Annotated in this window: 19 protein-coding genes; 11 read left to right on the top strand and 8 right to left on the bottom strand. The window is 57.1% G+C overall.

Annotated elements, in window-relative coordinates; all coding sequences use genetic code 11:
• The first annotated feature begins 6 nt into the window (after positions 1 to 6).
• The 5 genes from GTQ41_RS24395 to GTQ41_RS24375 are packed head-to-tail and all read left to right on the top strand — an operon-like array spanning position 7 to position 9,362.
• The gene (locus GTQ41_RS24395; RefSeq protein ID WP_217325371.1) at positions 7 to 1,719 is read left to right on the top strand and encodes a DUF2138 domain-containing protein; all 1,713 of its coding nucleotides are present in this window, start codon (positions 7 to 9) and stop codon (positions 1,717 to 1,719) included.
• A complete protein-coding gene (locus GTQ41_RS24390; RefSeq protein ID WP_047296855.1) occupies positions 1,704 to 2,354 on the top strand; it encodes a DUF1175 domain-containing protein in 651 nt (216 codons plus the stop codon). Before GTQ41_RS24395 ends, GTQ41_RS24390 begins: the two co-directional genes overlap by 16 nt.
• Positions 2,351 to 6,925, top strand: a complete 4,575-nt coding sequence (locus GTQ41_RS24385) for an alpha-2-macroglobulin (RefSeq protein ID WP_080963313.1) — start codon at positions 2,351 to 2,353, stop codon at positions 6,923 to 6,925. Before GTQ41_RS24390 ends, GTQ41_RS24385 begins: the two co-directional genes overlap by 4 nt.
• A 1-nt stretch (position 6,926) precedes the next feature.
• Positions 6,927 to 8,546 (top strand): DUF2300 domain-containing protein, encoded by a 1,620-nt coding sequence (locus GTQ41_RS24380; RefSeq protein ID WP_047296853.1) that lies wholly within the window; start codon positions 6,927 to 6,929, stop codon positions 8,544 to 8,546.
• Between the two features lie 3 nt (positions 8,547 to 8,549).
• Positions 8,550 to 9,362: a YfaP family protein gene (locus GTQ41_RS24375; protein WP_047296851.1), complete on the top strand. Its 813-nt coding sequence runs from the start codon at positions 8,550 to 8,552 to the stop codon at positions 9,360 to 9,362.
• A gap of 23 nt (positions 9,363 to 9,385) precedes the next feature.
• Here the strand turns inward: GTQ41_RS24375 and GTQ41_RS24370 are convergent, their stop codons facing one another.
• The 6 genes from GTQ41_RS24370 to GTQ41_RS24345 all read right to left on the bottom strand — a co-directional run bounded on the left by GTQ41_RS24370 (position 9,386) and on the right by GTQ41_RS24345 (position 13,980).
• A complete protein-coding gene (locus tag GTQ41_RS24370; RefSeq protein ID WP_047296849.1) occupies positions 9,386 to 9,820 on the bottom strand; it encodes a hypothetical protein in 435 nt (144 codons plus the stop codon).
• A 15-nt stretch (positions 9,821 to 9,835) separates the two neighbouring features.
• Positions 9,836 to 10,396: a hypothetical protein gene (locus GTQ41_RS24365; protein ID WP_047296847.1), complete on the bottom strand. Its 561-nt coding sequence runs from the start codon at positions 10,394 to 10,396 to the stop codon at positions 9,836 to 9,838.
• A 173-nt stretch (positions 10,397 to 10,569) separates the two neighbouring features.
• Entirely contained in the window at positions 10,570 to 11,655 is a 1,086-nt protein-coding gene (locus GTQ41_RS24360; RefSeq protein WP_047296845.1) for a macro domain-containing protein, read from the bottom strand.
• On the bottom strand, positions 11,652 to 12,296 hold the full coding sequence (locus GTQ41_RS24355) for a DUF4433 domain-containing protein (protein WP_047296844.1): 645 nt from the start codon (positions 12,294 to 12,296) through the stop codon (positions 11,652 to 11,654). Before GTQ41_RS24355 ends, GTQ41_RS24360 begins: the two co-directional genes overlap by 4 nt.
• Positions 12,293 to 12,874, bottom strand: a complete 582-nt coding sequence (locus GTQ41_RS24350) for a DarT ssDNA thymidine ADP-ribosyltransferase family protein (RefSeq protein ID WP_047296843.1) — start codon at positions 12,872 to 12,874, stop codon at positions 12,293 to 12,295. Before GTQ41_RS24350 ends, GTQ41_RS24355 begins: the two co-directional genes overlap by 4 nt.
• A gap of 185 nt (positions 12,875 to 13,059) precedes the next feature.
• Positions 13,060 to 13,980, bottom strand: a complete 921-nt coding sequence (locus tag GTQ41_RS24345) for a restriction endonuclease (protein WP_047296842.1) — start codon at positions 13,978 to 13,980, stop codon at positions 13,060 to 13,062.
• Positions 13,981 to 14,266: 286 nt separating this feature from the next.
• On the opposite strand from GTQ41_RS24345, the gene GTQ41_RS24340 reads away from it, so the two are divergent.
• The 6 genes from GTQ41_RS24340 to GTQ41_RS24315 are packed head-to-tail and all read left to right on the top strand — an operon-like array spanning position 14,267 to position 22,970.
• Complete coding sequence (locus tag GTQ41_RS24340) at positions 14,267 to 15,805, top strand: class I SAM-dependent DNA methyltransferase (RefSeq protein WP_217325370.1); 1,539 nt, start codon at positions 14,267 to 14,269, stop codon at positions 15,803 to 15,805.
• Positions 15,806 to 15,810: 5 nt separating this feature from the next.
• A complete protein-coding gene (locus GTQ41_RS24335; RefSeq protein WP_080963312.1) occupies positions 15,811 to 16,989 on the top strand; it encodes a restriction endonuclease subunit S in 1,179 nt (392 codons plus the stop codon).
• A 3-nt stretch (positions 16,990 to 16,992) separates the two neighbouring features.
• Positions 16,993 to 17,823: a hypothetical protein gene (locus GTQ41_RS24330; RefSeq protein WP_047296841.1), complete on the top strand. Its 831-nt coding sequence runs from the start codon at positions 16,993 to 16,995 to the stop codon at positions 17,821 to 17,823.
• Between the two features lies 1 nt (position 17,824).
• Positions 17,825 to 21,235 (top strand): DEAD/DEAH box helicase family protein, encoded by a 3,411-nt coding sequence (locus GTQ41_RS24325; protein ID WP_047296840.1) that lies wholly within the window; start codon positions 17,825 to 17,827, stop codon positions 21,233 to 21,235.
• Between the two features lie 54 nt (positions 21,236 to 21,289).
• Complete coding sequence (locus GTQ41_RS24320) at positions 21,290 to 22,054, top strand: YaaW family protein (RefSeq protein WP_047296839.1); 765 nt, start codon at positions 21,290 to 21,292, stop codon at positions 22,052 to 22,054.
• Positions 22,047 to 22,970, top strand: a complete 924-nt coding sequence (locus GTQ41_RS24315; RefSeq protein ID WP_047296838.1) for a hypothetical protein — start codon at positions 22,047 to 22,049, stop codon at positions 22,968 to 22,970. Before GTQ41_RS24320 ends, GTQ41_RS24315 begins: the two co-directional genes overlap by 8 nt.
• A gap of 361 nt (positions 22,971 to 23,331) precedes the next feature.
• Here the strand turns inward: GTQ41_RS24315 and GTQ41_RS24310 are convergent, their stop codons facing one another.
• Both GTQ41_RS24310 and ppa read right to left on the bottom strand, forming a co-directional pair.
• Positions 23,332 to 24,078 (bottom strand): helix-turn-helix transcriptional regulator, encoded by a 747-nt coding sequence (locus GTQ41_RS24310; protein ID WP_047296837.1) that lies wholly within the window; start codon positions 24,076 to 24,078, stop codon positions 23,332 to 23,334.
• 223 nt (positions 24,079 to 24,301) lie between these two features.
• Positions 24,302 to 24,829, bottom strand: a complete 528-nt coding sequence (ppa, locus tag GTQ41_RS24305; RefSeq protein ID WP_003205933.1) for an inorganic diphosphatase — start codon at positions 24,827 to 24,829, stop codon at positions 24,302 to 24,304.
• Between the last annotated feature and the right edge of the window lie 55 nt (positions 24,830 to 24,884).

The following is a 24,884-nucleotide window of genomic DNA, read 5'->3' as shown; positions in this document are numbered from 1 at the left end:
GTGAACATGAGTGATAACGCTGCTTCTCCGGCTGTCCCGACTCCTGCCGGCCAACCTTCCCGGCGCTGGCCGGCGCTGCTGATCGGCCTGGCCCTGGTGGCCGGGGTGGCCGGTGGTCTCGGCTGGCTGCTGCACAAGCCCAAGGTGCCGGCGGCGGCATTGGCCAGCGACAAGCTCGGCCTGAGCCGTCCGGATGCGCTGCTGGAAACCCGCTCCCTGAGCCAGCTGCCCAAGGACCTGCTGACGGTGCCGTTCCTCAAGGCCACGCTCACCGAAGATTTCGTCTTCTATTACGAAACCCACGCCGACCGTCTCGGCCTGATCGGCAGCCTGCGCCGGATCATCTACGAACACGACTTGAAGCTGCAGGACAGCCTGATCGAGCAGCTTTTCGACCAACCGGCCGATGTAGCGTTGTGGCGCGGTGCCGACGGCCGGCTCAAGGATTTCCTGCTGGTGATGGATCGCGGCGGGTTGGCGAAGCTGCTTGAGCCGTTGGCGAAAGTCGCGCTGGACGATGCGCAGCTCAGCGTGTTCGGCAGCCTCAAGGTCGGCGGTGACGAAGTGCCGCTGTACCAGCTCAGCTACAACGCCAGCAAATCACTGCTGTTCGCGTCGCGTGGCGACAAACTGGTGGTGCTGTCCAACCCGAACAAATATTACGACCCCGCCAATGGCGAATCGGAAGAGTCCGGGCACGTCTCGCCGCAGGCGCTGGCCGCGCTGCTCAACGGCGACAAACTGTTCCCCGAGGCCTTCGGTCTGCCGGCCAGGGCGCCGGAGATCAAACAGCGTCTGTCGGTCAATTCCAGCGTCCTTGCGATGGGCTATCAGCGCTTCATCCCGAACTTCGCCGGGCTGCGTTTCGACATGGACGACAAAGGCTGGCACAGCTATCTCGCCATGGATGAGCTGGATAACCAGCCGGACTTCGATTTCAAACCGGTGTGGCAAGCCATGCCGCTGGGCGCCAGTGCCTGCGTGACCTTGCCGGTGGCGGCCGAACCGCAGAAACCGCTGCTGGTGAAACTTGGCGCTGACGAAGCCGTGGCGCAGAAACTCACCGAGCACGTCGCCGGCGCGGCAGGCCTGTGCTGGTACGCCGATTCGCGGTTGTACACGCCGTTGCTGGTCGCCAGCTTGAAGGATGAGGGCAGCAGCAAGCTCGATGGCGACCTGGGCACGTTGTTCGGTTCGATGGTCGGTGCCTACGAGACGAATGTCGATGAACACGCGTTCCCGGTGGTCGAGAAACAGGAAGGTGAAAGTCATGTCTGGCAGCGTCAGGTCAGCTCCAACTTCGGTCCGTACGCCGCCAAGACTGCCGAGAACCCGGACGCGATCAGCGGCCGCGCTTTCATGAAAGTCAGCCTCGCGCGTCACGGTTCGACGCTGCTGTTCTCCCTCGACGACAAACTGGTCGACAAGGCCCTTGGCACCCTCGACAAGCGCTTCCCGCCGATGGCTGACGTGCTGCCGAAAGATGTGTTGATGCCGATCTACTTCGGCCCGGATTCGATGGCGCAACTGATGCAGCAGGAAACCCTCGACAGCCTGCCGCAGGACATGGAGCCGGTGTTCTACAACGCCGCGCAAACCTACCTGATCCCGAAACTGCGCACCCTCGGCGGTATGGGCAAATACGCCCTGACCTTGCCCGAAGGCAGTGAGCCAGACGGCCACTGGCAATGGCTGCCGCTGGAATGGAAAGCGCTGTGACGGCATTGATCCGCAACCTCGGCCTGCTCGCGCTGTTGCTCAGCGCCAGTGCCCGAGCCATCGAAACGCCTGCGCTGGATCCGGCGCAGTCCCAGGTATTCCGCGCCTGGTTCGTGCGCATCGCTCAGGAGCAACTGAGCCAGGGCCCGAGCCCGCGCTGGTATCAGCAGGACTGCGCAGGCCTCGTGCGTTTTGCCGCCAACGAAGCGCTGAAGGTCCACGACGACAAATGGCTGCGCAGCAATGGCCTGTCCAATCGCTACCTGCCGCCGGAACTGTCGCTCAGCGATGAGCAGCGCAAGCTCGCCCAGCAATGGCAGCAGGGCGGCGGCAAGGTCGGGCCGTACGTCAACGCGATCAAACTGATTCAGTTCAACAGCCATCTGGTCAGCCGCGACGTGTCCCAGGCACGCCCCGGCGACCTGATGTTTTTCGATCAGGGCGACGACCAGCACCTGATGATCTGGATGGGCCGCTATATCGCCTATCACACCGGCACGACCACCCCCACTGACAACGGCATGCGTTCGGCAAGCCTGCAGCAACTCATGACATGGAAGGACACCCGATGGATACCCGACGCAGCCAACCCCAACTTCATCGGCGTCTATCGACTGAACTTTCTCTCCCAATGACCGGTGCCCGCATGCTGCGACTCTGCGCTCGAATTCCTCTGCTGCTGGCGCTGTTGCTGCCATTGGCGACCGTCAACGCTGAAGATTCGGTGGAGCCAAGCGGCTACACGCCAGTCGCCGGTGAAAGCTTCTTCCTGCTGGCCGACAGCAGTTTCGCCGCCGACGAGCAGGCGATGGTGCGTCTCGAAGCACCGGGCCGCGACTACCGCCGTTTCCGCATGGAGCCGTATGGCGGCGCCGACATTCGCGTGTACCGCATCGACAAACCGCTGGATTTCCTCAAGCGCCAGAAGAACCTGCACCGGGTGGTCAGCGACGGCCAATTCAAGGGCGAAGGCCTGTCCAACACCCTCGCGTACCTGTGGGACAACTGGTACCGCAAATCGCGGCGGGTGATGCAGCGCGCGTTCTCCTACGAGTCGCGCAAGCAGGTCACCGAGGAAGTGCCGGAGCTGAAGATGGGCACCGCCATCGCTGCGCCGACGCCGTACGACGCGCAGCCGCAATTCGCGCTGATTCCGGGTCTGCCGGTGGTCAGCCAGTTCCGTTATCCGCTGTGGCAGGCCAAACCGATCCAGCCGCCGGCCGGCGTCAATCTGGCCGGGTCGTCCAGCGAGTTCGTCAGCGTTGCGCCGGGTAACGTGTACATCCCGCTGGGCAACCTGAAGCCGGGTCTGTACCTGGTCGAAGCGCTGATCGGCAAGTACCGCGCGACCACCATGGTCTTCGTTTCCAACACCGTGGCGGTGAGCAAGATTGCCGGTGATGAATTGCTGGTCTGGGCCGCGCGCAAACACGAAGGCAGTTCGGTGCCGAAGGTCAATGTGCTGTGGACTGACGGCCTCGGCGTGATGAGCAGCGGTGCCACCGATGCCGATGGTTTGCTGCGTCTGAAACACGTCAGCCCCGAGCGTTCCTTCGTCATTGGCGAGGACGAAGAGGGCGGGGTGTTTGTCTCGGAAAACTTCTACTACGACAGCGAAATCTACGACACCAAACTCTACGCGTTCACCGACCGGCCGCTGTATCGCCCGGGTGATTGGGTGTCGCTGAAAATCGTCGGTCGCGAATTCAAGAATGCGCGGGATTCGGTATTGCCGGGTGCGGCTGACGTAACGGTCAGCGTACTGGATGCCACCGGCACCGAGCTGCAACACCTCGACCTGAAACTCGATTCCAAGGCCGGTACACAAGGCCGGTTCCAGTTGCCGGACAATGCCGTGGCCGGTGGTTACGAGATCCGCTTCAACTACAAGGATCAGGCCTACAGCAGCGCTTTCCGTGTGGCCGAATACATCAAGCCGCACTTCGAAATTTCGCTGAATCTGGCCAAGCAGGATTACCGCACTGGTGAGCCGGTGAAGGGCAGTCTGGTGCTGCTGTACCCGGACGGCAAACCAGTGGCCAACGCCAAACTGAGCCTGAGCCTGCGTGCCCAACAACTGTCGATGGTCGACAACGAGTTGCAATATCTCGGGCAATTCCCGGTGGAGCTGACCAGCACCGAACTGACCACCGACAGCAAGGGCAACGCGACCCTCGACCTGCCGGCCGCCGAGAAACCGAGCCGCTACATGCTCACCGTGTTTGCCAGTGATGGCGCGGCGTATCGGGTCAAGACCACCAAGGAGATCCTCATCGACCGTGGCGCCGCGAGCTTCCGCCTGAGCGCGCCGCAACGCTTCAGCGCGGTCAACGACAAAGTTGCGTTCCGCTACGTCAACGAGGGCGGCAGCGAGCAGAGCAAAGCCGTGACCCCGAGCAGCTACAGCTGGGTGCGTCTGGAAGACCAGAGTACCGGTGAAGGCAAACTGGCGGCGACCGACAAGGGCTTCAGCATTGCCTTCGAGCGTCCGGGTACCTACAACCTGACGCTGAAAGATCAACACGGTCGGGTCATCGGCGCCACCGGTCATTCGGTTACGGGGGAGGGTGTCAAAGCGGTGCCGGGCACTGTGGAAATCGTCCTCGACAAGCCTGAGTACAAGGCTGGCGATGAAGCGCTGGCGCTGATCACCTTCCCGGAGCCGGTCAACGATGCCCTGCTGTCGCTGGAGCGCGACAAGGTCGAAGCCACCGCGCTGCTGGCCAAGGGCGGCGACTGGCTGAAGCTGGAAAAACTCAGCGACACCCAATACCGCGCGCGGATTCCGGTGAAAGACAATTTCGCGCCGAACCTGACCTTCTCGGTGCTGTACACCAAGGGCGGGCAGTACAGCTTCCAGAACGCCGGGATCAAGGTGGTCGCACCGCAAATCGACGTGGCGATCAGCACCGACAAAGCGGTGTATCAGCCGGGCGACACCGTCACCGTCGACCTGACCACGCAGTTCGCCGGCAAAGCCGTACCGGCGCACCTGACCGTCAGCGTGGTCGATGAAATGGTCTACGCGCTGCAACCGGAAGTCGCGCCGACCATCGACCAGTTCTTCTACCACCCACGGCGCAACAACGTGCGCACCAGCGCCAGCCTGTCGTTCATCAGTTACGACGTGGCGTTGCCGGGCAGCCCCGGCGCGCCGGGCAAGGCCAACCGCAGCGAACGCGGGGTGAAAGTGCTGGAGCGTCCGCGTCGTGAAGACGTCGACACCGCCGCATGGCAGCCAGAGTTGTTGACCGGTGCTGACGGCAAAACCCGCTTCACCTTCAAGATGCCGGACTCGCTGACCCGCTGGCGCATCACCGCGCGGGCCATCGCCGATGACGGTCAGGTCGGGCAGAAGAAGCAGTTTGTTCGTTCGGAAAAACCGCTGTACCTGAAATGGAGCGGGCCGAGCAAATTCCGCAAGGGCGATCAGCCACAACTCGGTGTATTCGCTTTCAGCCAGGCCGAGAAACCGGTCAAGGCTGAGCTGGTCAGCCATTACGCCGGCGCCGAACAACGCCTGCCGGTGACGCTGAACAACGGCATCAACTATGTGCCGCTGCCAGCGTTCGCCCTGGCCTCGGGTGAGTGGACTGCCGAACTGGTACAGGACGGCAAAACCGCTGACGCCCTCGCCGTGCGCCTGAGTGCGACGGGTGACGGCTGGCAAGTCACGCAAACCCAGAGCCTCGACGTGGCCAGCGGCGACACACCGTTGAGTTTGCCAGCAGATGCCACCGATATTCGCCTGCGTCTGGATGACAGTCCGCAAGCGCTGTTCCGTTCCGCGCTCGATGATCTGCTGAGCTACCCGTACGGTGGCGTCGAGCAGACCGCCAGCCGCTTGCTGCCGCTGAGCATTGCTTATCCGTCGCTGGCGTCGAACCCGCAGATCCGCGATCGACTGCGCCTGATCATGCAGAACAGCCGCCTGCGTCTGGTGCAGATGGCCGGACCGTCGGCGAGCTTTACATGGTGGGGCTTTGACGGTGAGCCGGACGCCTTCCTCACTGCTTACGCTTACTACGCCGACTGGAACGCCAGTCAGGTGCTGGAACTGACTCTGCCGCCGGAGCATTGGCAGCGGGTGCTGGAGGTCTACGCCAAACAAGCGCCGAACACGCCATTGCTGCAGCGGGCGCTGATTCTGTCGTTCGCCCGGCAGATGCACTTGCCGGTGAACACCTTGCTCAGCGGTTTGATGGACGATCTGGCCAAGGCCGGTGAGGGCAACGCCGAAACCCTGATGGACGACGGTGAAGACAGCCTGGTGATGAGCGATCCGGATTCGGCGCTAGGGCTGGCGGCGGCGCGGGTATTGACTGCGGCGCTGGCGACCCAGTCGAAAGTCGCGTTGCCGGAGGCGTTCAATCGACAGGTCGGTGCGGCGCAACAGCGTCTGGCGGTCAGTTCGCAGCCGTTTGCCGAAGCGCTGAATTTGTCGCTGCAAGCGTTCGATCAGGCCCGCGCGACGGCGTTGCTGCAACGTCTGTTGCCGCAGCAATCGACCCTCGAACGGGCGCTGGCGTTGAGCTGGTTGCAACGCAGCATCGCTCAGGCCTCGCCGACCATCGCGCTGCTGCCGGGTGAAGGCTGGAAGAAAAACTACGGCACCACCGGCGAGATGTACTGGACTTGGCAGGGTGCGACGCCGGTGCCGAGCGTGTTGTCGGTGTCCGGCACTCAGGAGCGTCCGCTGCGCGCGGCGTTGAGCTTCCAGACCCAGCAACCGGCGGTCGATCCAATGGCCGTGACGATCACCCGGCGTCTGTCGCGACTGGTGCCGGGCGACGAAGCGTTCACCTTCAAACTGGAGCCGGTCGGCGCTAAACCGCTGTCCAGTGACAGCCTGTACCTGGACGAGGTGATCCTCACCAGCAAGGCGCCGAAACCGCTGCGCTACGGCATGCTTGAAGTGCCGCTGCCACCGGGTGCCGATGTCGAGCGCACTACCTGGGGCATCAAGTTGCAGGGCAAGGACGGCACCGAGCCGACCGCGCTGGAGAAGGCGCGCTTCGAGCCGGGGCAACTGGCCTACGCGGTGCCGGTGGATGCGCTGAGCGGCGAATTGCGTTTGCGCCATCTGGTGCGCTTCTCGCAGAAGGGCCAGTTCAACCTGCCGCCGGTGCGTTTCACTCAGGTCTACGCGCCGCAGCATCAGGCCCGGGAAGCGAAAGCCGCCCTCGGTCAGGTCACGGTCAACTGACATGAACCGGCCGCTGCTGTGGCTGCTGATGTGTGTGATGCCTGCGCTGGCGACGGCGCAGGATGAGCCGCTGCGGCTGGCGTACAAGGGTGAGTTGCTGTCGTTGAATCACACGCAACTGATCGCTCGCGAGCCGTTGCCGCCGACGCTGGAGACGCCGCTGGGCAGTCTGTGGAAATTGTTCGTCTATGCGTGGCTGGTGGATAACGGTGCCCGCGAGCCGGCGTATGAGTGTCGCGGACAGTCGAAGGACGAGGTTTATTGCTGTTCGGCGGGCGGCAGGATCGAGCGTGATCAGGCGTTGGTGAAATCCTGCGGCTTGTACTTCGAGCCTGCGCGGTTGGGCATCACAGCTGCCGATTGGCGCACGTATTGGCAGGCGCGGCAGGCGCCGGCGTGGTTGCTGGATTTGCCAACCGTGCAACCGGCTACCCGGGTTTCCGTGGCTGATTTGCTGAAAGTGTTGTCGTTGCTGCCGGCACAGGAGCAGATGCGCCGCGTGTTGCTCGACGTCGTGCTGAACGCGGCGGACGGCAATGTCGTCGGTGAGCTGGGCGGGCGCTTGCGGGTGAAGACCTGGAGCTGGCTCGGCGATCAGGATCCGCAGTCGCGCCAGGGTGGTTTCGCCGGTTGGACGGCGGACGGCTCGCCGATCTGGGCCGGTGGCCGGGGCACCAGTCAGATGGTTTTGCGCCACTACGGGCAGGCGTTGGCGACGGTGTTGCCTGCTTCCTGGCCGGCGGAAGCGGGGCGTTGTGTTGAGGTCGGACTGTTCTCGCGTTATCCGGTTTCGCGAGTTCTGTCGGGTGAGCGCGTTGCTGGTTCCGGGCCTTTGCAGGGCGACTACCGCGTCGAATTCGCCAACGGCAATGCGCTGGATATCCACAGTTCCGGCGAACTGTTTCTGCTCAACGACAAACTGGTCGCCAGACTTGATCGCGAAGAATACGTCGCCCGCGTCCTTGAGCGCGAAGCCAAACCCGAACCCGCCGAAGCTGCCAAAGCCTTGGCCGTGGCGATCCGCACCTATCTGCTGCAAAACGCCACGCGCAACGGCGATTGCCTGAGCATTGACGACAGCAGCAACCGTCAGCGCGTCGCTCCGCGCCCGGCCTCCGCCGAGTCGCGCAACATTGCGGCGTGGACCGCGGATCTGGTGTTGGCCGGCAGCACCGTCACCTATCACTCCGATCAACCCGGCCCGGACAAACTCGCCTGGCAACAAGCCGTCGAGCAGGCCAGCGCCGGCCAGCGCTATGACGCGATTCTGCTGCACGCTTATCCGCGCGCCAGCCTCAGCCGTTGGGACAACCCGGTCGCTTCCTGCGAAGCGCTGCCTGCCGCGCAAGACTGGCTGCAAAAGCAGCGTCGCGGCTGGCGTCCGACCCTGGAAAGCGAAACCGGCTACAACGAAGTCAGCACGTTCGCCGTGTGCAAACTGGCGTTCGGCCGCCCGTTTGTCGATCGCGAACGCCAGCGCATTTATGTGCGCGGCGTGCTCACGCTGCAGGATCGCCTCGATCTGACTCACGAATACCTGCACCTGGCCTTTGAAGCACATCCCAACGGCCAGGATGAAACCTACATCGAAGGGCTCGCCCGTCACCTCTTGCTGGAATAGACCATGACACTCCGTTATCCACAGGTCTTGCTGTTGCTCTGCGCGTTCAATGCATGGCCGATGGCGATGGCCGCCGACAGCGTCAAACTCGACACCCCGGTCGGCGGCTGGCGCACCGGCGCGCCCGAGGGCGAAGGCGAAAACTTCCGCCAGACCGTCAACTACCCGGCCTCTTCGGTCAACACCCCGGTCGGCCAGGCCAACACCGCACGCATCAGCGGCGAAATCAAAGCCACCCCCAAGAACAAGGAGCCTGGGCGACTGATCGTCAACGGCGTCAGCATGCCGCTGAAAATCGACGACAGCGGCCGCTTCGACCGTCCGTTCTCCTTCCCCAACGGCAGCAACAGCGTCGAAGTGCGCAGCCCCGACGGCCAGCAACGCCATCGCACGCAGTTCCTCAACGCCAGCGGCGGCGCGACTCCGGCCAAACTGCGCGTGTTGCTGTCGTGGGACAGCGACGGTACCGACCTCGACCTGCACCTGATCACCCCCGACGGCGCGCACATCTGGTACGGCGATCGAGTCGCGCCCAATGGCGCGGCGCTCGATGTCGACGTCACCACCGGCTACGGCCCGGAAATCTTCGCCATGCCGGCACCGATCAAGGGCCAGTATCTGGTGTATGTGAACTACTTCGGCGGTGGTTATCGCGGGGATGAGGAAGGCGGGGAAGAGGCGGTGCAGCCGCTGACCACGGCGCAAGTTTCGGTGATTACCGAGGAAGGCACGCCGAGCGAGAAGATGGAGACGTTTGTGGTGCCGATGCGGGCGGTGGGGGAATTGACGTTGGTGAAGTCGTTCAGTTATCCCTGAGCAGGTACCTGCTCAGGGTTGCACTAGAAACCAGGCGGAATGTAACCGGGCACGAACGGCACGTTGATGCACTTGCCGTGAATGATCTTTCCATCCTCGATCCTGAACAGCACGATCTTTTTCGCCTTGTTGACGGTGGCTTCGAGTTTGCAATCGGAACTGTGGCCGACCGTCTGGTAATACTCGGTGTAAACCATGCCGTTACCGGTGTGATTCATTGAAGTACCGGCCGCTTCCGTGGTGGTCCAACTGGACGATTTATACCAGGTGAGCACAGCCAGATTCTCGCCGTTGGCCCCGGTCTGTTTTTTCATCGAGTCGGGTTTGCCAAACAGATCGAGCGCTTCCTGAACATCGCGTCCTTCCCAGCGCGACTGCGCAATCAAGTGGCAGCCATTGATCAGCAAAACGGCGGGCGTTATCAGCAGCGCCAATAACGTTTTAGTCCATGGGTTCATCGTGATTCCCGCCGCTTACTTGTTGCCCAGGATCGAGTCGAGGTTATCCATCATCTGGCCTTTCTCCTGAATCGGCGCCAGTTTGAAGAACATCTGCTGCATACCCTGAATCATCTGCAGGTACTCCATCTTGCCCAGCGCAATCATGTCCTTTTTATTGGGTGAGCAAACGAACTCGCTGGTGCGCTGCACCCAGAACTCCTTCGGCTGCTGCCATTGGTCATTAACTTTCAGGTTGCGCATCATGTAGGCGATGCGATCAACCGACTGGCCATTGAGCATTCGGACCTTATTCGTCGAACACTGAACTTCGAGGTTGTAGGCATCGATCATCGGTTTGCCGGGTTCTTCATACACCAGTGTCACGGCGACCAACTTGGCCCCCTTGGTGTGCTTCGACGGCACGACTGAAGTGCTGTCGGCGACATACATGATGTTCTTGTGGGGAATACCGTTGCCGTAAATGATCCACCAGTCACCAACGAGCTTCGGCTCGTCTGCCAAGGCTGAAGTGGTAGCGGTCAGGAGTACGGTCAGTAGAACAGCGAATTGATTGAGTTTGAAAAACGACGACATGGTGTTGCTCCATTCCTTGGCGCTTTTGTAATGCACAAAAACAGAATGGAAATTTAGTGGTGAGGTTGGGCGCGGGGCAATTAGGGCGGATGTGCTAATGGCTTATTGCGATGCCCGTTTCAGTCAGGGCATGGTAAGGGGGCAAGTACTTCTTGCCCCATTTCATAACGATGTCAGGCCGCTATTTCCGGGCTGAAGCTGGTGGATGTCAGACGAGCGATCGCAATGCCTAGTGCCTGATCATCGAATAACTTGTTTTTACGCACCGCAGCTGCGGCTCCGCCGTCCCAATTCTTCATTGCTTTACGTACCGCAGGAATGGTTGGAGCAATCCTTTCCCGAATCAGCAACCAATCAACGGTCGCCAGCAACTCCATGCCGAAAGGTGACTCAAAACCATCGATCAATTCGGCCGTTCGCTCTAAAGCCTGGGAGTATTCCTTGGCTTCGGTCTTGAGGTAGGTCTGCAAAAACGTTTTGCGATCTTGATCAAACCAAATGACATCGGTGATTCCAGCATCACTGATGCGCTTGTCGCAATGTAGATAGCTGCCATCCAGATTGTTGAGCAGATGCTCCAATCGATTGGCATACGGACCGAATTTATGAGCGACAAATTTGAGGTTTAGCGGATTCTCGGTATCTGGAGTTTTCTCGATTGCACGCTCAAGAAACCAAGCCAGTTTCTGAATTTCAAGCAGGCTGCATTCCATGCCCAGAACCCAATAACGCCGAACCAGTTCAGCAATCAGTGCGCGTGCCGGAGTGAGCTGCTCAACGCCATCGCGCTTAGCGACATTCAGATACTGATTGGAGGGTTCGAACACTAATATATCGACATCCAGGTCACCCAGCACTTCTACAATCTGCTCGCGCACTTCGGGCCACTTCAAACCACCGTTACCAGCGCCCAGCGGAGGAACAGCAACGGACTTCACATCGTTTTCAAGCAGGAACCGTCGCAGGTCATGCAAACCTTCGGTTATCCACGCCATTTGCGACGGAGAACGCCAATGGCGCTTGGTCGGGAAATTCACGATCCAGCGGGGGCCATCGAGTTCGTTGGTGGCCGTCACATGCATCTTGCCGGTTTCTACTTCCCCGGCCTTACATGCCGCTGCATACACGCGGTAATTCTGCGCAAAGCGCTCTTTGAACATCAGCGCGATGCCCTTACCCATCACGCCAACGGTGTTCACCGTGTTGACGAGGGCTTCGGTTTTGGCTTCCAGCAGGTTGCCTTGGGTGAATCTGATCATTGGAAATACCATGTGGGGCGCGCATGAACCGGCAACGTCAGGCCTCTGGCGGCAACGTCTGCTTCTATGCGTACTTTCATTGCATCGGTGTGGCACATGATGCCCAGTAGTCCCGTAATCGGTAAATGATGGTGGATCAGCGCCTCAGCCTGATAACGCTCCATTTTGCGAGGGTCGTCAGGATCGCGCTTGAAGTCGCGCCGTTGAAGGATAGACCAATCGACCTGGTCGAGATTCGCCAGATCGCTGTAGTAGTTTGTCCAACTCGGGTAAGCATGTGCGTTTGTGAAGACAAACGGTAGGCCAAGCTCTTCAACGCGATAAAGGCTCGAGACCAGAATCACGATCTCGTCGTTGCTGCGTTGCTGAACACTCCACCCAGAGTGAATGTTCTGCATCATCACCGAGAAAGGTGTGAAATAGAAGGGCACGTAGTCGGCCAGAACGCCTTCGGGCGCAATAGGCACCTGACGGGTACGGCGCTTGTCGATCAATTCGACGTTGCCGATATTCACGTACTGAGGTGCCTGTACTTCCGAGTTTGCACAATGCAGACCGTTGTCCAGAATCCAGGGCAGGTTATCGCGATGGACGATACGCCAAATCAGAGCTTTCTCTGGATTCAGGTTGGTATAGATCATTGATAAAACATTCTCTGGTTTACGCTGGTCTGCACATTAACATCGGCCGCCTGTAATTTAGCTACGCAAAGTGCATCAACTTCTTCGCTGGGGGTGAAGATTTTGAAGAAGGCATCAGGTTTAACAACCCCCGGTGCGAGACACTCTGCCATGCAGATGCTTTTGCAATGAGGGTCTAGGTAATCGCGACTGCTCATGACATTCCACTCGATGGCTTCGAAACCCTGTTCGTAATCAAGTAGCTGTATTGAGTCGCCTGCTAACGGGTGGCGTGGAATGACTTTCCAGCCGTATTGCTTGGCTGTTGATCTGTAGACCGAGATCAACACAAATTGTGCCTCTGGCCTACTGCGCTGAACGCTTCCGTCAAATGGATTCTTCGCAAACCAGTGGAAGGGGACGTAGTTGTCGAGCTGCAGAGCCTGCCGCTTTTTCAGGATTTCAGCATCTGCGACGTCTTTGAAACCCGAGAGGCCGGCGCGAGGTTTCAAGCCATCCCTGAAAATCCCATCCAGGTTTTCAACTGAAGTGAGATGGTAGAGAAGCTTCTGATCCTTGATGCTTTTAACGTCCGACATAGTGGTCTCCTTGACCTGCACATCAACCTATACTGAATTCAGTCCCGGCCTCGCCCCGTGCTGATGTAACCCTCGATCCGTGGGGGTTGGTAGAACAATTGTCGTGATTCTAATGTGCCATCACTTTTCACGGCAAGCCCAATATAGGAATCGAATAACCGGGCCAAATTGACTCACCACTGAACTCATTCCTCATCAAAATAATCGCGATCCAGCGTCGGCAACCGCAACAAACGTGATGTCACGCCCACCTCATGATCCATCATCAGATGCACGAGCCGCGTGCCGTCTACCAACACAATACCGTCCACCGATTTGGCAAAGTCGACAGCGTGCGCTGTGAAGCCGGACGTAGTGATGAAAACGCCACGCTTGGCTTTTTGCCCAGCGAGCGCTCCGTAGAACGCCTGCAGTTCAGGCCGGCCAACCGTGTTCTGCCAGCGCTTGGCCTGAACGTAAACCTTCTCCAGCCCCAATTTATCGAGCGAAATAATGCCGTCGATGCCGGCATCACCGGAACCGCCGACACGTTGCAGATCATTACGACTGGCGCCGTAACCCAGGCGATGAAGTACATCCAGCACGATCACTTCGAAGCGGTTGGGACTGACTTGCAGCAAGTTATCCAAAAGGTCGACCGCCGTGGCATCGCGCAATTCCTTTAGCGCTCGCTCCAGTCGGTCGTCGGGGCTTTCGGTGGCGGAGGCCAGATCTGGCTCCACATTTGGTTGGTCATCGAGTGGCTCGGCATCAGGCGCGACTTTCAGCTTCACATTCATGTAGCCGATTGCTAAATGCTCCACATCCTTGGCCGACAGCGGAAATGCATGCTCCTTGGCGTACTGCACGCCTGCATCGGTCAATTTCCAGTAGCCGCGTTTGGCACTGCTGGAAAGACCGGCACGCTTGAGACGGTCGTGCGCCCAGCCTGATCGGTTCTTGTAGGTGGCCTGACCACTCGCGATCAGCTCTTCACGCTGCGCTTCTGTTAGTTGCAGCATTTTGGCTGCCGCTTCTTGAGCGTCCCGAGCGATTGCCCCCTCGGGTTTTGTGGCGAGAAAGCGAAGGATCGGCTCAATGAACTGATCGTAGGTTGGAACGGACATGGCGCATCCCTGTGCTGATGGTGTTTTTGAACTGATGGGCGGGCGAGTATAAGTTAACGCTCGCTGAGGATGCCTTGGAGAGTAAGCGCTGGTGCTATGAAAACGTAAGCCGCTGTGTATCGGTTCACTCCTAGGCCTTATGTCAATCCGACAGACGTTTCGTCCTACAGAACATCCCTGCGCAATAAATTCCGCCGTCTGGCATACGCAAGCTTTGTCCAGACGCTATCATCCCCCACTTTTTAGCGCCTGCTGATCGGGCGCGTGAGCTATGGAGCAACACACGGTGATCACCGGCGAACTCAAAAGCAAAATCGACGTTATCTGGAATGCCTTCTGGTCGGGCGGTATCTCCAACCCGATGGAGGTCATGGAGCAACTGACCTATTTGCTGTTCCTGCGTCGTCTGGATGAGTTGCACACCCTGGAAGAGAACAAGTCCAATCGTCTGAAGCAGCCGATGGAGCGCCGCATCTTCCCTGAAGGCCTCGACGCGCGGGGCTGCAATTACAACGATTACCGCTGGTCGCACTTCAAGAACCTGGCCCCGGCGGACATGTTTGAAGTCATTGCCGATCACGTATTCCCGTTCCTGAAAACCATCGGCAGCGATGACTCCACCTACAGCCACCACATGCGTGATGCGCGCTTCACCATTCCGACGCCGGGGCTGCTGGCCAAAGTGGTGGACTTGCTCGACGACATCCCGATGGAAGATCGCGACACCAAGGGCGACGTTTACGAATACATGCTCGGCAAAATCGCCAGCGCCGGGCAGAACGGTCAGTTCCGCACGCCACGACACATCATTCAGTTGATGGTTGAACTCACCGCGCCGCAGCCGAACGACGTAATCTGCGATCCGGCTAGCGGTACTTGCGGCTTTTTGGTCGCGGCGGGTGAATATTTGCGTGAGAAGAATCCGAGCCTGCTGCTGGATGCTGCACAGCGTGAACACTTTCACCATGGCATGTTCCATGGCTTCGACTTCGACAACACCATGTTGCGGATTGGCAGCATGAACATGATGTTGCACGGGGTGGAGAATCCAGATATTCGCTATCGCGATTCTCTGGCGGAGAATACCGCGGGGGAGGCTGAGCATTACAGCTTGATTCTGGCGAACCCGCCGTTTGCGGGGAGTCTGGATTATGAAAGTACGGCGAAGGATTTGCAGAAGATTGTTAAAACCAAAAAGACTGAATTGTTGTTTTTGGCTTTATTTTTACGGTTTCTAAAGCCTGGTGGTCGTGCAGCAGTAATTGTGCCAGATGGTGTGATGTTTGGCTCTAGTAAAGCGCATAAGGAGTTGCGCCGTATGATTGTTGAAGATCATAAGTTAGACGGTGTAGTAAAGCTGCCGAGTGGCGTATTCAAGCCGTATGCAGGCGTTGCAACTTCAATTTTACTTTTTACAAAAACAAATTCTGGCGGCACCGATCACGTTTGGTTCTACGATCTGCAAGCAGATGGAATGAGCCTAGATGACAAGCGCTTGCCGTTATTGAGTGAAAATAAGTTGGGTGTTACCCCAGATATTGGTTTGAGTGACGAGGAACACGCAAAGAATAACCTTCCTGATACGCTTGCACATTGGCATCAACGCGACAGAGCGGAGCTTGAACGACCGCGTACGGCGCAAAGTTTCTGTGTGCCTAAATCCGAGATTGTTGAACAGGGTTATGATTTGAGCATTAGCCGCTATAAAAAAGTTATTCATGAGAGAATTGAGCATCGTGCACCGCAGGATATACTTGTTGAGTTGGAAGGGTTGGAGAGTGAGATCCAACAGGAGATGAAAAGTCTTCGGGGGATGTTAGCTTGAATGATATGAATTGGGTGCAACTTGGTGATGTGGCGGAGCTAAGAGCTGGAGTTGGATTTCCAATCGCATTGCAAGGGAAGGTTGCAGGCGATTATCCATTTGCCAAGGTTGGAGATATATCGCGGGCTGCCCGCTCTGGAGAAATATATATATCCTCGTCTGAAAATTATGTTGATGCTAGTGATCTTGTAACTCTTGGTGCGAAGGTTGTTCCAAAGGAAAGTATACTGTTTGCAAAGATTGGAGAGGCAATACGACAGAATTTCCGAGTTCTTTCCGGTTGTGAGATGTTGGTTGATAATAACGCTATGGCGGCTATTCCCAATGAGCGAATTTATTTTAAATATCTTTATCATTACTTGAAGTCTGTAAATTTTTATTCTTTGGCGCCATCTACAACTGTTCCTGCGATTAGAAAGAGTGATTTGCAAAAGCTCCAAGTCCCGATTTTTTCGATGCGGGAGCAATGGCGGATTTCTAAGATTTTGGATCATGCCGAACTTTTGCGTTCAAAGCGTGCAACTTCGATTGAAAAACTCGATGAGCTGGCTCGCACTACTTTTGTCAAAATGTTTGGTGATTCTTTATCGAACCCTTTCAATTGGCCAGTGCAGTTATGCAAAAACGTATGTAGTCGTGTAACTGTGGGTATCGTAGTTCAGCCATCGTCATATTATACGGATGGCGGGGTCCCTGCTTTGCGTTCTTTGAATATTAAGCCTGATGGGTTGATGTTAAATGATCTGGTTTATTTTTCTGAGTTGGACAATGAGAAGCTGAGTAAGACTAGGGTTTGGCAGGGCGATGTGGTACTTGTTAGGACCGGGCGGCCAGGCACTGCGACTGTTATTCCCTCAAGCTTAGATGGGGTGAACGCGATAGATATACTTATTGTTACTCCGGATAAAAATAAAGTTAACTCCAGATATTTGAGTTTTTTCTTTAATTCTAGTGCCGGGCGTAGTTTGGTTTTGGGGCAGGCTAGAGGTCAGATTCAGCAGCATTTGAATGTGGGCTCCTTGAAGATGGCTGAAATTCCTATGCCGCCGTTAGAGTTGCAGAATGAATTTGCTAATCGTTGGGAGAAAATAGACAGTTTAAAAAAACGTTATCTTCAGCACTTAAATGAATTGGAATCACTGTGTTCGTCTCTTCAGCATCGCGCCTTCCGAGGCGAACTCTAACCTATGCGCGGCTCCCTGCTTCCCGTCTGGTCCCGAACCTGGCGCGAGCTCTGGAGCCCCTTGGCGCGGCACGGATCGGCGCCTGCCGATCTGTTCTGCGAGTTGTACCGGGCGTTGGTGCCAACCTTAAAAACGCCCCCATCCATGGCCGCTCTGGCCGAGATCATCGACGACCCGCCTCAGAGCGTTCGAGCCTTCCGGCAGATCAGCGCCGATGACCTGATCGACGAATCGTCCCTGCTTAGCTTCCTGCAAACCGCCTACGAAGTACTCGACGAACTGGCCGGTGACGCACTGGCCAATGCGTATTTCAATCGCCTCGCCAACTTCATCGACACCTACAACCTCAACTACGAACTGCGCCGCCCCTGTCGGTTGTACCCGACCGTCCCCGGCCTGTTCGCCAATCTGGTTCAAGGCCTGCGCAACAGCAACGCCGAGCATCCGCACCTGCATACCCTGCAAAGGGATTTCGACGAAGCCTTTCGCGACCTGCACGACAGGGGCGGAGAAGGGCGGATCAAAACCTGCCTGCAGAAACAGATCAATCTGCTGGAAGCCCTAGGTCGCAATAATCCGCAGGTCAATGAATACGCACTGTCGAGCATCTGCGATCAGCTCCCGCATTGGCCTCACGCCAAGGTTCGCCAAGCGCTGAAAAGCCTCTATGGTTTCACCTGCGACTATCCCGGCATCCGCCATGGCGGTAAGCCCGGTAGCGTGGAAGGCAATATAGAGATGCGCGATATGCTGGCACTTTGTATCCTATTCACCGGATTCACTCCCTACCTGACCGATCGGCTGGACGTTGCCGCCATATTTCAAGGACGTTGATATGAGTAACTTTGCCTTCTTGCGCGCTGAATGGCCCGGGCTGCATGCCGAGGCGCTGAAGGCTGAAGCCAATGTGCTGGCGGATCCACGTACGTCCTGCTTCTACGCCCGGCGCACGCTGGAGTTGTTGGTGGCGTGGCTGTTCCAGGCTGATCGCAGCCTGAAGCTGCCGTACAAAAGCGACCTGTCGGCGTTCCTGTTTGAGCCAACGTTCAAGACCCTGACCGGGCCGATGCTCCACGCCAAAATGGAAGTCATCCGCAAGCGCGGTAACGATGCCGTGCACAGCGCCCGGCAAGTGCGCGAGCAAGACGCCAAAGCAGTGCTCAGCGAACTGTTTCATGTGGCCTATTGGTTGGGGCGGCATTACGCACGCAGCGCAGCGGGCAAACCGGATGGCGCGCTGAAGTTCGACTCGGCGTTATTGCCCAAACCGCCGCAAATCGCTGCCACGCAAACTCAGGCGCAACTGCAAAAGCTTGAACGCGAACTCGCTCAACGAGACGCCGCGCTGGCGCAAGCACAGAAGAAAAACGCCGCGCTGGATCAAGAACTGGCTCAGTTACGTGCTGATGTGGCCGCTGCCAAAGCCGCGAACGCCAGTCAGCCCGATAACCACGATTACAACGAAGCACAAACCCGTGACCTATTTATCGATCAGTTGCTGCACGAGGCAGGCTGGCCACTGAATGCCGCCCGTGATCGTGAGTTTGAAGTCGCGGGCATGCCGAATAGTAAAGAACAAGGTTTTGTCGATTATGTGCTGTGGGGCGACGACGGCAAGCCGCTGGCGTTGATAGAAGCCAAGCGAACGCAGCACGATGCCCGCAAGGGCCAGCAGCAGGCCAAGTTGTACGCCGATTGCCTGGAGGCGATGTTCGGCCAGCGCCCACTGATCTATTTCACCAATGGCTACGAACATTGGCTGTGGGATGACTTGCTTTACCCGCCACGCCTCATTCAGGGCTTCCACAAGAAGGCGGAATTGGCGCTGCTGATTCAGCGTCGCAGCAGCCGCAAGAAATTGGGCGAGGCGTCAATTGATCCGCTTATTGTCGAGCGGCACTACCAGCAACGGGCCATTCGCCGTATCGGTGAGACCTTCGAGCAGGATCACCAGCGCAAAGCGTTGGTGGTTATGGCGACTGGGGCCGGCAAGACCCGGACAGTCATCGCTTTGAGCGATTTGCTGATGCGCTGTAACTGGGCCAAACGCATTCTGTTTCTGGCCGATCGCGTGGCTTTGGTCAATCAGGCTGCGAATGCTTTCAAAAAGTTTTTGCCCAACGCGGCGCCGGTCAATCTGGTGACCGAGAAAAACACCGAGGGCCGCGTCTACGTCTCGACCTACCCAACGATGATGGGCCTGATCGATGAAAAGCAGGAAGGGCAGCGGCGCTTCGGTGTCGGTCATTTCGATCTGATCATCATCGATGAGGCGCACCGTTCGGTTTATCAAAAGTACGGCGCGATCTTTTCCTACTTCGATGCGTTGCTGGTTGGCCTGACCGCGACGCCTAAAGACGAAATCGATCGGAACACATACAGCCTGTTCAACCTTGAAAGTGGCGTCCCGACCGATGCCTACACTTTGGATGATGCGATTGCCGAGGGTTATCTGGTCAAACCGCGTGGTGTTTCGGTGCCGCTGAAATTCCAGCGCGAAGGGATCAGCTACGACGAACTGTCTGAAGAAGAGAAAGACCAGTGGGACGAACTCGAATGGGGCGAAGAGCAAGAAGTTCCGGACGAGGTCAGCGCTGATGCGGTCAACCGTTGGTTGTTCAACACCGACACGGTCGACAAGGTGCTGCAGACACTGATGGAGCGCGGCCACAAAGTGGCGGGCGGCGATCGGTTGGGCAAGACCATTATTTTCGCCAAGAACAACGCACATGCTGAGTTCATCGCCGAGCGGTTCGACGCGAGCTATCCGGACAAGAAGGGTGCTTTCGCTCGGGTGGTGACTTACAAAACCGATTACGCACAGTCCTTGATCGATGACTTCTCGATCAAGGACAAAGCGCCGCACATTGCCATTTCGGTGGACATGCTCGACACCGGGATTGATGTGCCGGAAGTGGTCAATCTGGTGTTCTTCAAGATCGTTCGCTCTAAAGCCAAGTTCTGGCAAATGGTTGGACGTGGTACGCGATTGTGCGATGACTTGTTCGGGCCAGATCAGGACAAAGAGGACTTCTTCATCTTTGATTTCTGCCAGAACCTGGAATATTTCAATCAGAACCCTGAGCCAACTGAGGGCACGTTGAGCGAGCCACTGGGGCAGCGTTTGTTCAAAGCGCGCTTGCAGGTGTTGGCGGCGCTGGATCGACGCCGAAAGAGTGTTGATGCCAGAGAGTCTTGCGGCACCTACTCCATCATCTATAGCGACGATGAACTGCGTGATGACATTGCCCGTGGTTTACACGAGCGAGTCATTGCCATGACGCTGGATAACTTTGTGGTTCGACCAAAGCGTTACTGGGTTGAGCGGTTCTCCGCTGCCAGTATCTGGAAGGATCTCGGTGACACCCAACTGCAGGAGCTTGCCGAGCATCTGTCCGGGCTACCGACTCAGTTGGCGGAGGAGGATGAGGAAGCCAAACGTTTCGACCTTTTGCTACTGAGACTGCAGCTTTGCGTTCTCAATGCCGAGCCAGGCTTCGCCAACTTGAGCGAAAAGGTTCGGGAGCTGGCGGAGGCGCTGTTGGGCCAAAGCAACATCCCGGCAATTGCTGAGCATTTGCTGATGGTCGAGGCCGTGGCGAGTCAGGAATGGTGGGAAGACGTAACGGTTTCTATGCTCGAGCAGGCACGTCGCAAACTACGGAGCTTGATCAAGTTGCTGGAAAAGGGACGAGGTGTTCGCGTCTATACCGATTTTGAAGATGAGCTGGGCCAAATCGACGAAGTGATCATGCCTTCGATGGTGAACCCGGCAAGTTTCGAGCGTTTTCGTGACAAGGCCCGTGCGTTTCTGAGGGCGCATCAGGACCATTTGTCCTTGCAGAAGCTGCGACGGAATCAGCCGCTAACTGCGCTGGATCTTGAAGCGCTTGAGCAGATGTTGGTTGAAAGCGGGGCGGGTGCAGGCGAGATCAGTCGAGCGCGTGAACAAGCTAAAGGCTTGGGTCTGTTCATTCGCTCCTTGGTTGGATTGGATCGCGACGCGGCAACTGATGCGCTATCGGGGTTTTTGGCAGGAAGAGCACTGAATGCCAGCCAGATCGAGTTCAGCAATTTGGTGATACAGCACCTCACGGAACATGGGGCGATGGATGCGAATCTGCTCTATAAATCGCCGTTCACCGATATCACCCCTAAAGGGCCAGATGACTTGTTCGACTCAAAACAGGTGGATGAGTTGTTTGCGGCGCTTCAAAAGATTGAGGCAGGTGCCCGCGTAGCTTAAGGCTCATCACTGCATTTATAGAAATGGATTAAAAGGATTAAAAGGAGCTGCACGATGACTTCAATTTCAACCAAAGACGTGATGGCAAAAGCTTCGAATGAGGATCTAAAACCTCTGGTCGAATACATTCTTAAAGCCAGTACGACCGAAAGCTTGTCTGGGAAAGAACTCTATAAAGCGCATAACCCCAATCATCAACGCTATACCGGTCTGATATTCAATGAGATCCGTTTGTTCGGAGGCAATAGTTTCGTCAATCTCTTCCGCAGCGAGGGGCCGGAATACCATGAGGTTGTGAAGGATGTAGCCAGCAAATTTGGCGTAAAAGAAATCGACTCCTTTAGTCTGGTTCAACTCGAGGAAGAACTGATTCAGAAAATTTTGCGTGACGCGCTGAAAAAAGCTGAAGGGCAAGAGCGTGCGGACATGGAAGCTATTCTCAAAGAGGCAGGTCTTGGTAAAAGTGATCTGAGTGCGTTGCTCTCTGGCGCGTCTCTCCTGACTCTATTGGGAGCCAGGGCAGCAGGCGTAGTCACCTACCAATTGTCGGCAATCATTGCCAGTGCGATGGCCAAACAGCTTTTGGGCTATGGCATCACATTGGCCGTCGGTGGTGCAGCTAGCGCGGCGCTCGGCCGTGGTTTAGCTGTTTTCATGGGGCCAATCGGATGGATCCTCACCGGCATCTGGACTGCCATTGATTTGGCTGGCCCCGCGTTCCGAGTGACTGTGCCCTGCGTTCTGCATATCGCGATGCTCAGGCAGAAAATGATGTGTGCTCAGATGAGCTCGGTATTTGAGGACGCTTTCGATGATTGATTTGAGCGTTGTATTTAAAGTGCCGGAGTGGCTCGCGGCTGGACTTCAGTCTGGTGAGCTTGAGCGTGTCGGCGGTGTGATCCGGGATAAGGTCACGAAAAAGGTCGTTGCTTGGTTGAGAGAGGGTGATTCTGTCAGTACTGAGCCGCCATCAGAAGTGCTCAATGGGCAGTTGTCGAAGTTGATGATGCAAGGCCAAGTGTTGATGGGACTTCAGGTCGCCAACTTGGTTGTGAGTGCTGTTGGCTTTGCCATGATTTATCGAAAGCTACAGGGAATTGAGCGGCAACTTTCCGTTATTGGCGATGCTGTAAATGAGGTAAAGGGAAATCAGAAGTGGTTTGATGACAAGCAGTGGATCGCCAACTTTGCACCTGTGAGTGCAGCGATGAATACGCTGGCTGATCTTCAGCATTACGTTTCGCCCAAACTTGTTCATGAGAAGTTATCCACAGCTGAAACTCAATGCGCTGTTGGCCAGAATTATTTTCATGGTGTGGTTCGCAAGCTCACAGCCGATAACAAGGAGTATCTACGTGCCTTTGAGCTTTCGATGAGCTATCGCTCATGGTTGGCTTCAGGGCAGGGGCGAATTCAGGCGCTGTCGGAACTGGGTGAGAAAAAAGCTGCTCTCACTGTCGCTCAGAAACTCACCACTGATCACGCTGAGTTTGGGAAGACCCTTACGGCGATTTTGAGCGACCCATTGCGACGTTTCGTTCCCGGAAACTACGACCAGCAGGCCAGCGCCAGTTTGATCGACCTAGCCAGTCAGGCAACACAAGTGCATCAAGTATTGAAGGGGAATGTGCTGCAGCTTGATTTCATGCACGAGAACAAGCTGCTGCCGTCTGATTTGCCATCGGCTGAAGAGTTGGATCAGCAAGGAATGTTGATCTACCTCGCTAATCGCTGAGGGGGGGGGGCTTTCAGGCAGGCATTAAAAAGCCGGCTTGTGGCCGGCTTCTCGGGGACTGGCTTGGTTTATTTTTGGTAAACCGCGTCAGCCTTCAAAACGTACACCCGGATCTGCGTCCGGCTGTGGGACTTGGTCAGACGTTGGTCTGCCGCGTCAGGCGTCATCTGGGCCGCGGGAGCGGGGCGATGCGCAAATGTGGGGCGCAGGATACTGAGTTTTGTCGGGGATTCCCAGCCTCAAGTGCGGAATAGAGCCACTGCGGGGGGCAAAATTCGTAATTTGTACTGATTTTCGGGGCCTCTTCGCGAGCAGGCTCGCGCCCACAGGTGTTGGTGCAGGGTCGAAGGTCCGTATCCGATCAGAGAAACGGCACCACCGGCCGGCGTTTGCCCAGGGTCGACCACCAGAATACCCAGCCCAGGATATGGATTCGTTGCTCTTCGATCTGCGCGGCGCGAAAGATTTCGTCCGGGTGTTCGGCGCTGTTATGGCTGCGCAGGCGCAGGGCGTTGCCGGGCATACGGTGCAGGTATTTGATGCGCAGCATGCCGTCGTGTTCGATGGCGTAGATTTCGCCATCGACGACTTGGGTCAGGCCGCGGTCGATGCCGACGATAGAGCCGTCTTCGATGCGCTCGGCCATGCTGTTGCCGATCATGTGTGCGCAGATGGCGTCGGTGTGGCGGATTTCCAGTTGATCGAGGTGGGCGCGGGGCAGGCGGATGGTTTGTTCGGGGTCGAGGATGACGTGGGTTTTGCCGGCGCCGTTGGTGATCGGCGTTTCCTTGAAAAACGGCAGTTCGATGTCCCTGGGGTCTATGACGGTGTAGACGCCGCAGATGGCCTCGGCATCAAAGGTGTCGCCGTTGCTGGCAGGCGTCTGCAGGCGCGGTAACTCCTTGCTGCCTTCGCCGGTCTTCAGCCACTCGCTGTTGACCGAGAGCAGGCGCGAGACTTCCTCCATGCGATACGCCGGGACACCCCGGGTGTACCAGTTATGAATGTTTTGGGCTTCCGTGCCCCAGAACTTTGCGAATCCCGTGGTGGTGATGTTCGCTGCTTCCAGGAGTGCCTTGAATCTTGGACCGCTAGTGTTCTTTCTCATAAACACCGAGTCTACGGCCGTGCCAGAGCGGTTTGAATAAACCGGGTGTTCAAAAAAAGGCTGTATTTTGCGACTGGATGTAAGACGTGCTTGTGGGAAATCACTCACATCGAAACTTTTCTGTAGTCCGTGATAAACACACTGTTTAAAACGCCATTGCTCAGGCACAAAAAACCCCGGATCAACCGGGGTTTTCTTCAGGCATCTTGCAGTCAGCAGGTGCTTAGCCCTTGTAGGCAGCAACCGACTTGGTGATCGCTTCGCGAGCGGCGTCAGCGCCAGCCCAGCCTTCGATCTTGACCCACTTGCCTTTTTCGAGATCTTTGTAGTTCGCGAAGAAGTGCTCGATCTGCTGGATCAGCAGCGGTGGCAGGTCGGTGTATTCCTTCACGTCGACGTACAGCTGGGACAGCTTGTCGTGTGGCACTGCGATGACTTTGGCATCGCCGCCGCCGTCGTCGGTCATGTTCAGGATGCCGACTGGGCGCGCGCGGATCACCGAGCCTGGAGCAACCGGGTAAGGGGTCACAACCAGCACGTCGAGGGGGTCACCGTCGTCAGCCAGGGTGTTCGGGATGTAACCGTAGTTGGCCGGGTAGAACATTGGGGTGGCCATGAAACGGTCAACGAACAGGCAATCGCTGTCTTTGTCGATTTCGTATTTGATCGGCGCGTGGTTGGCCGGGATCTCGATCGCGACGTAGATGTCGTTCGGCAGGTCTTTGCCAGCCGGAATCTTGCTGTAGCTCATTGGGCGTTGCCCCCGTAGTTGACCAAAAACACTTGGCCGGATTGACCAAAAAGTG

The organism is Pseudomonas sp. AN-B15 (genome assembly GCF_019056475.1).
GTDB lineage: Bacteria > Pseudomonadota > Gammaproteobacteria > Pseudomonadales > Pseudomonadaceae > Aquipseudomonas > Aquipseudomonas parakoreensis.
This window is presented reverse-complemented; position numbering and strand designations above follow the sequence as displayed.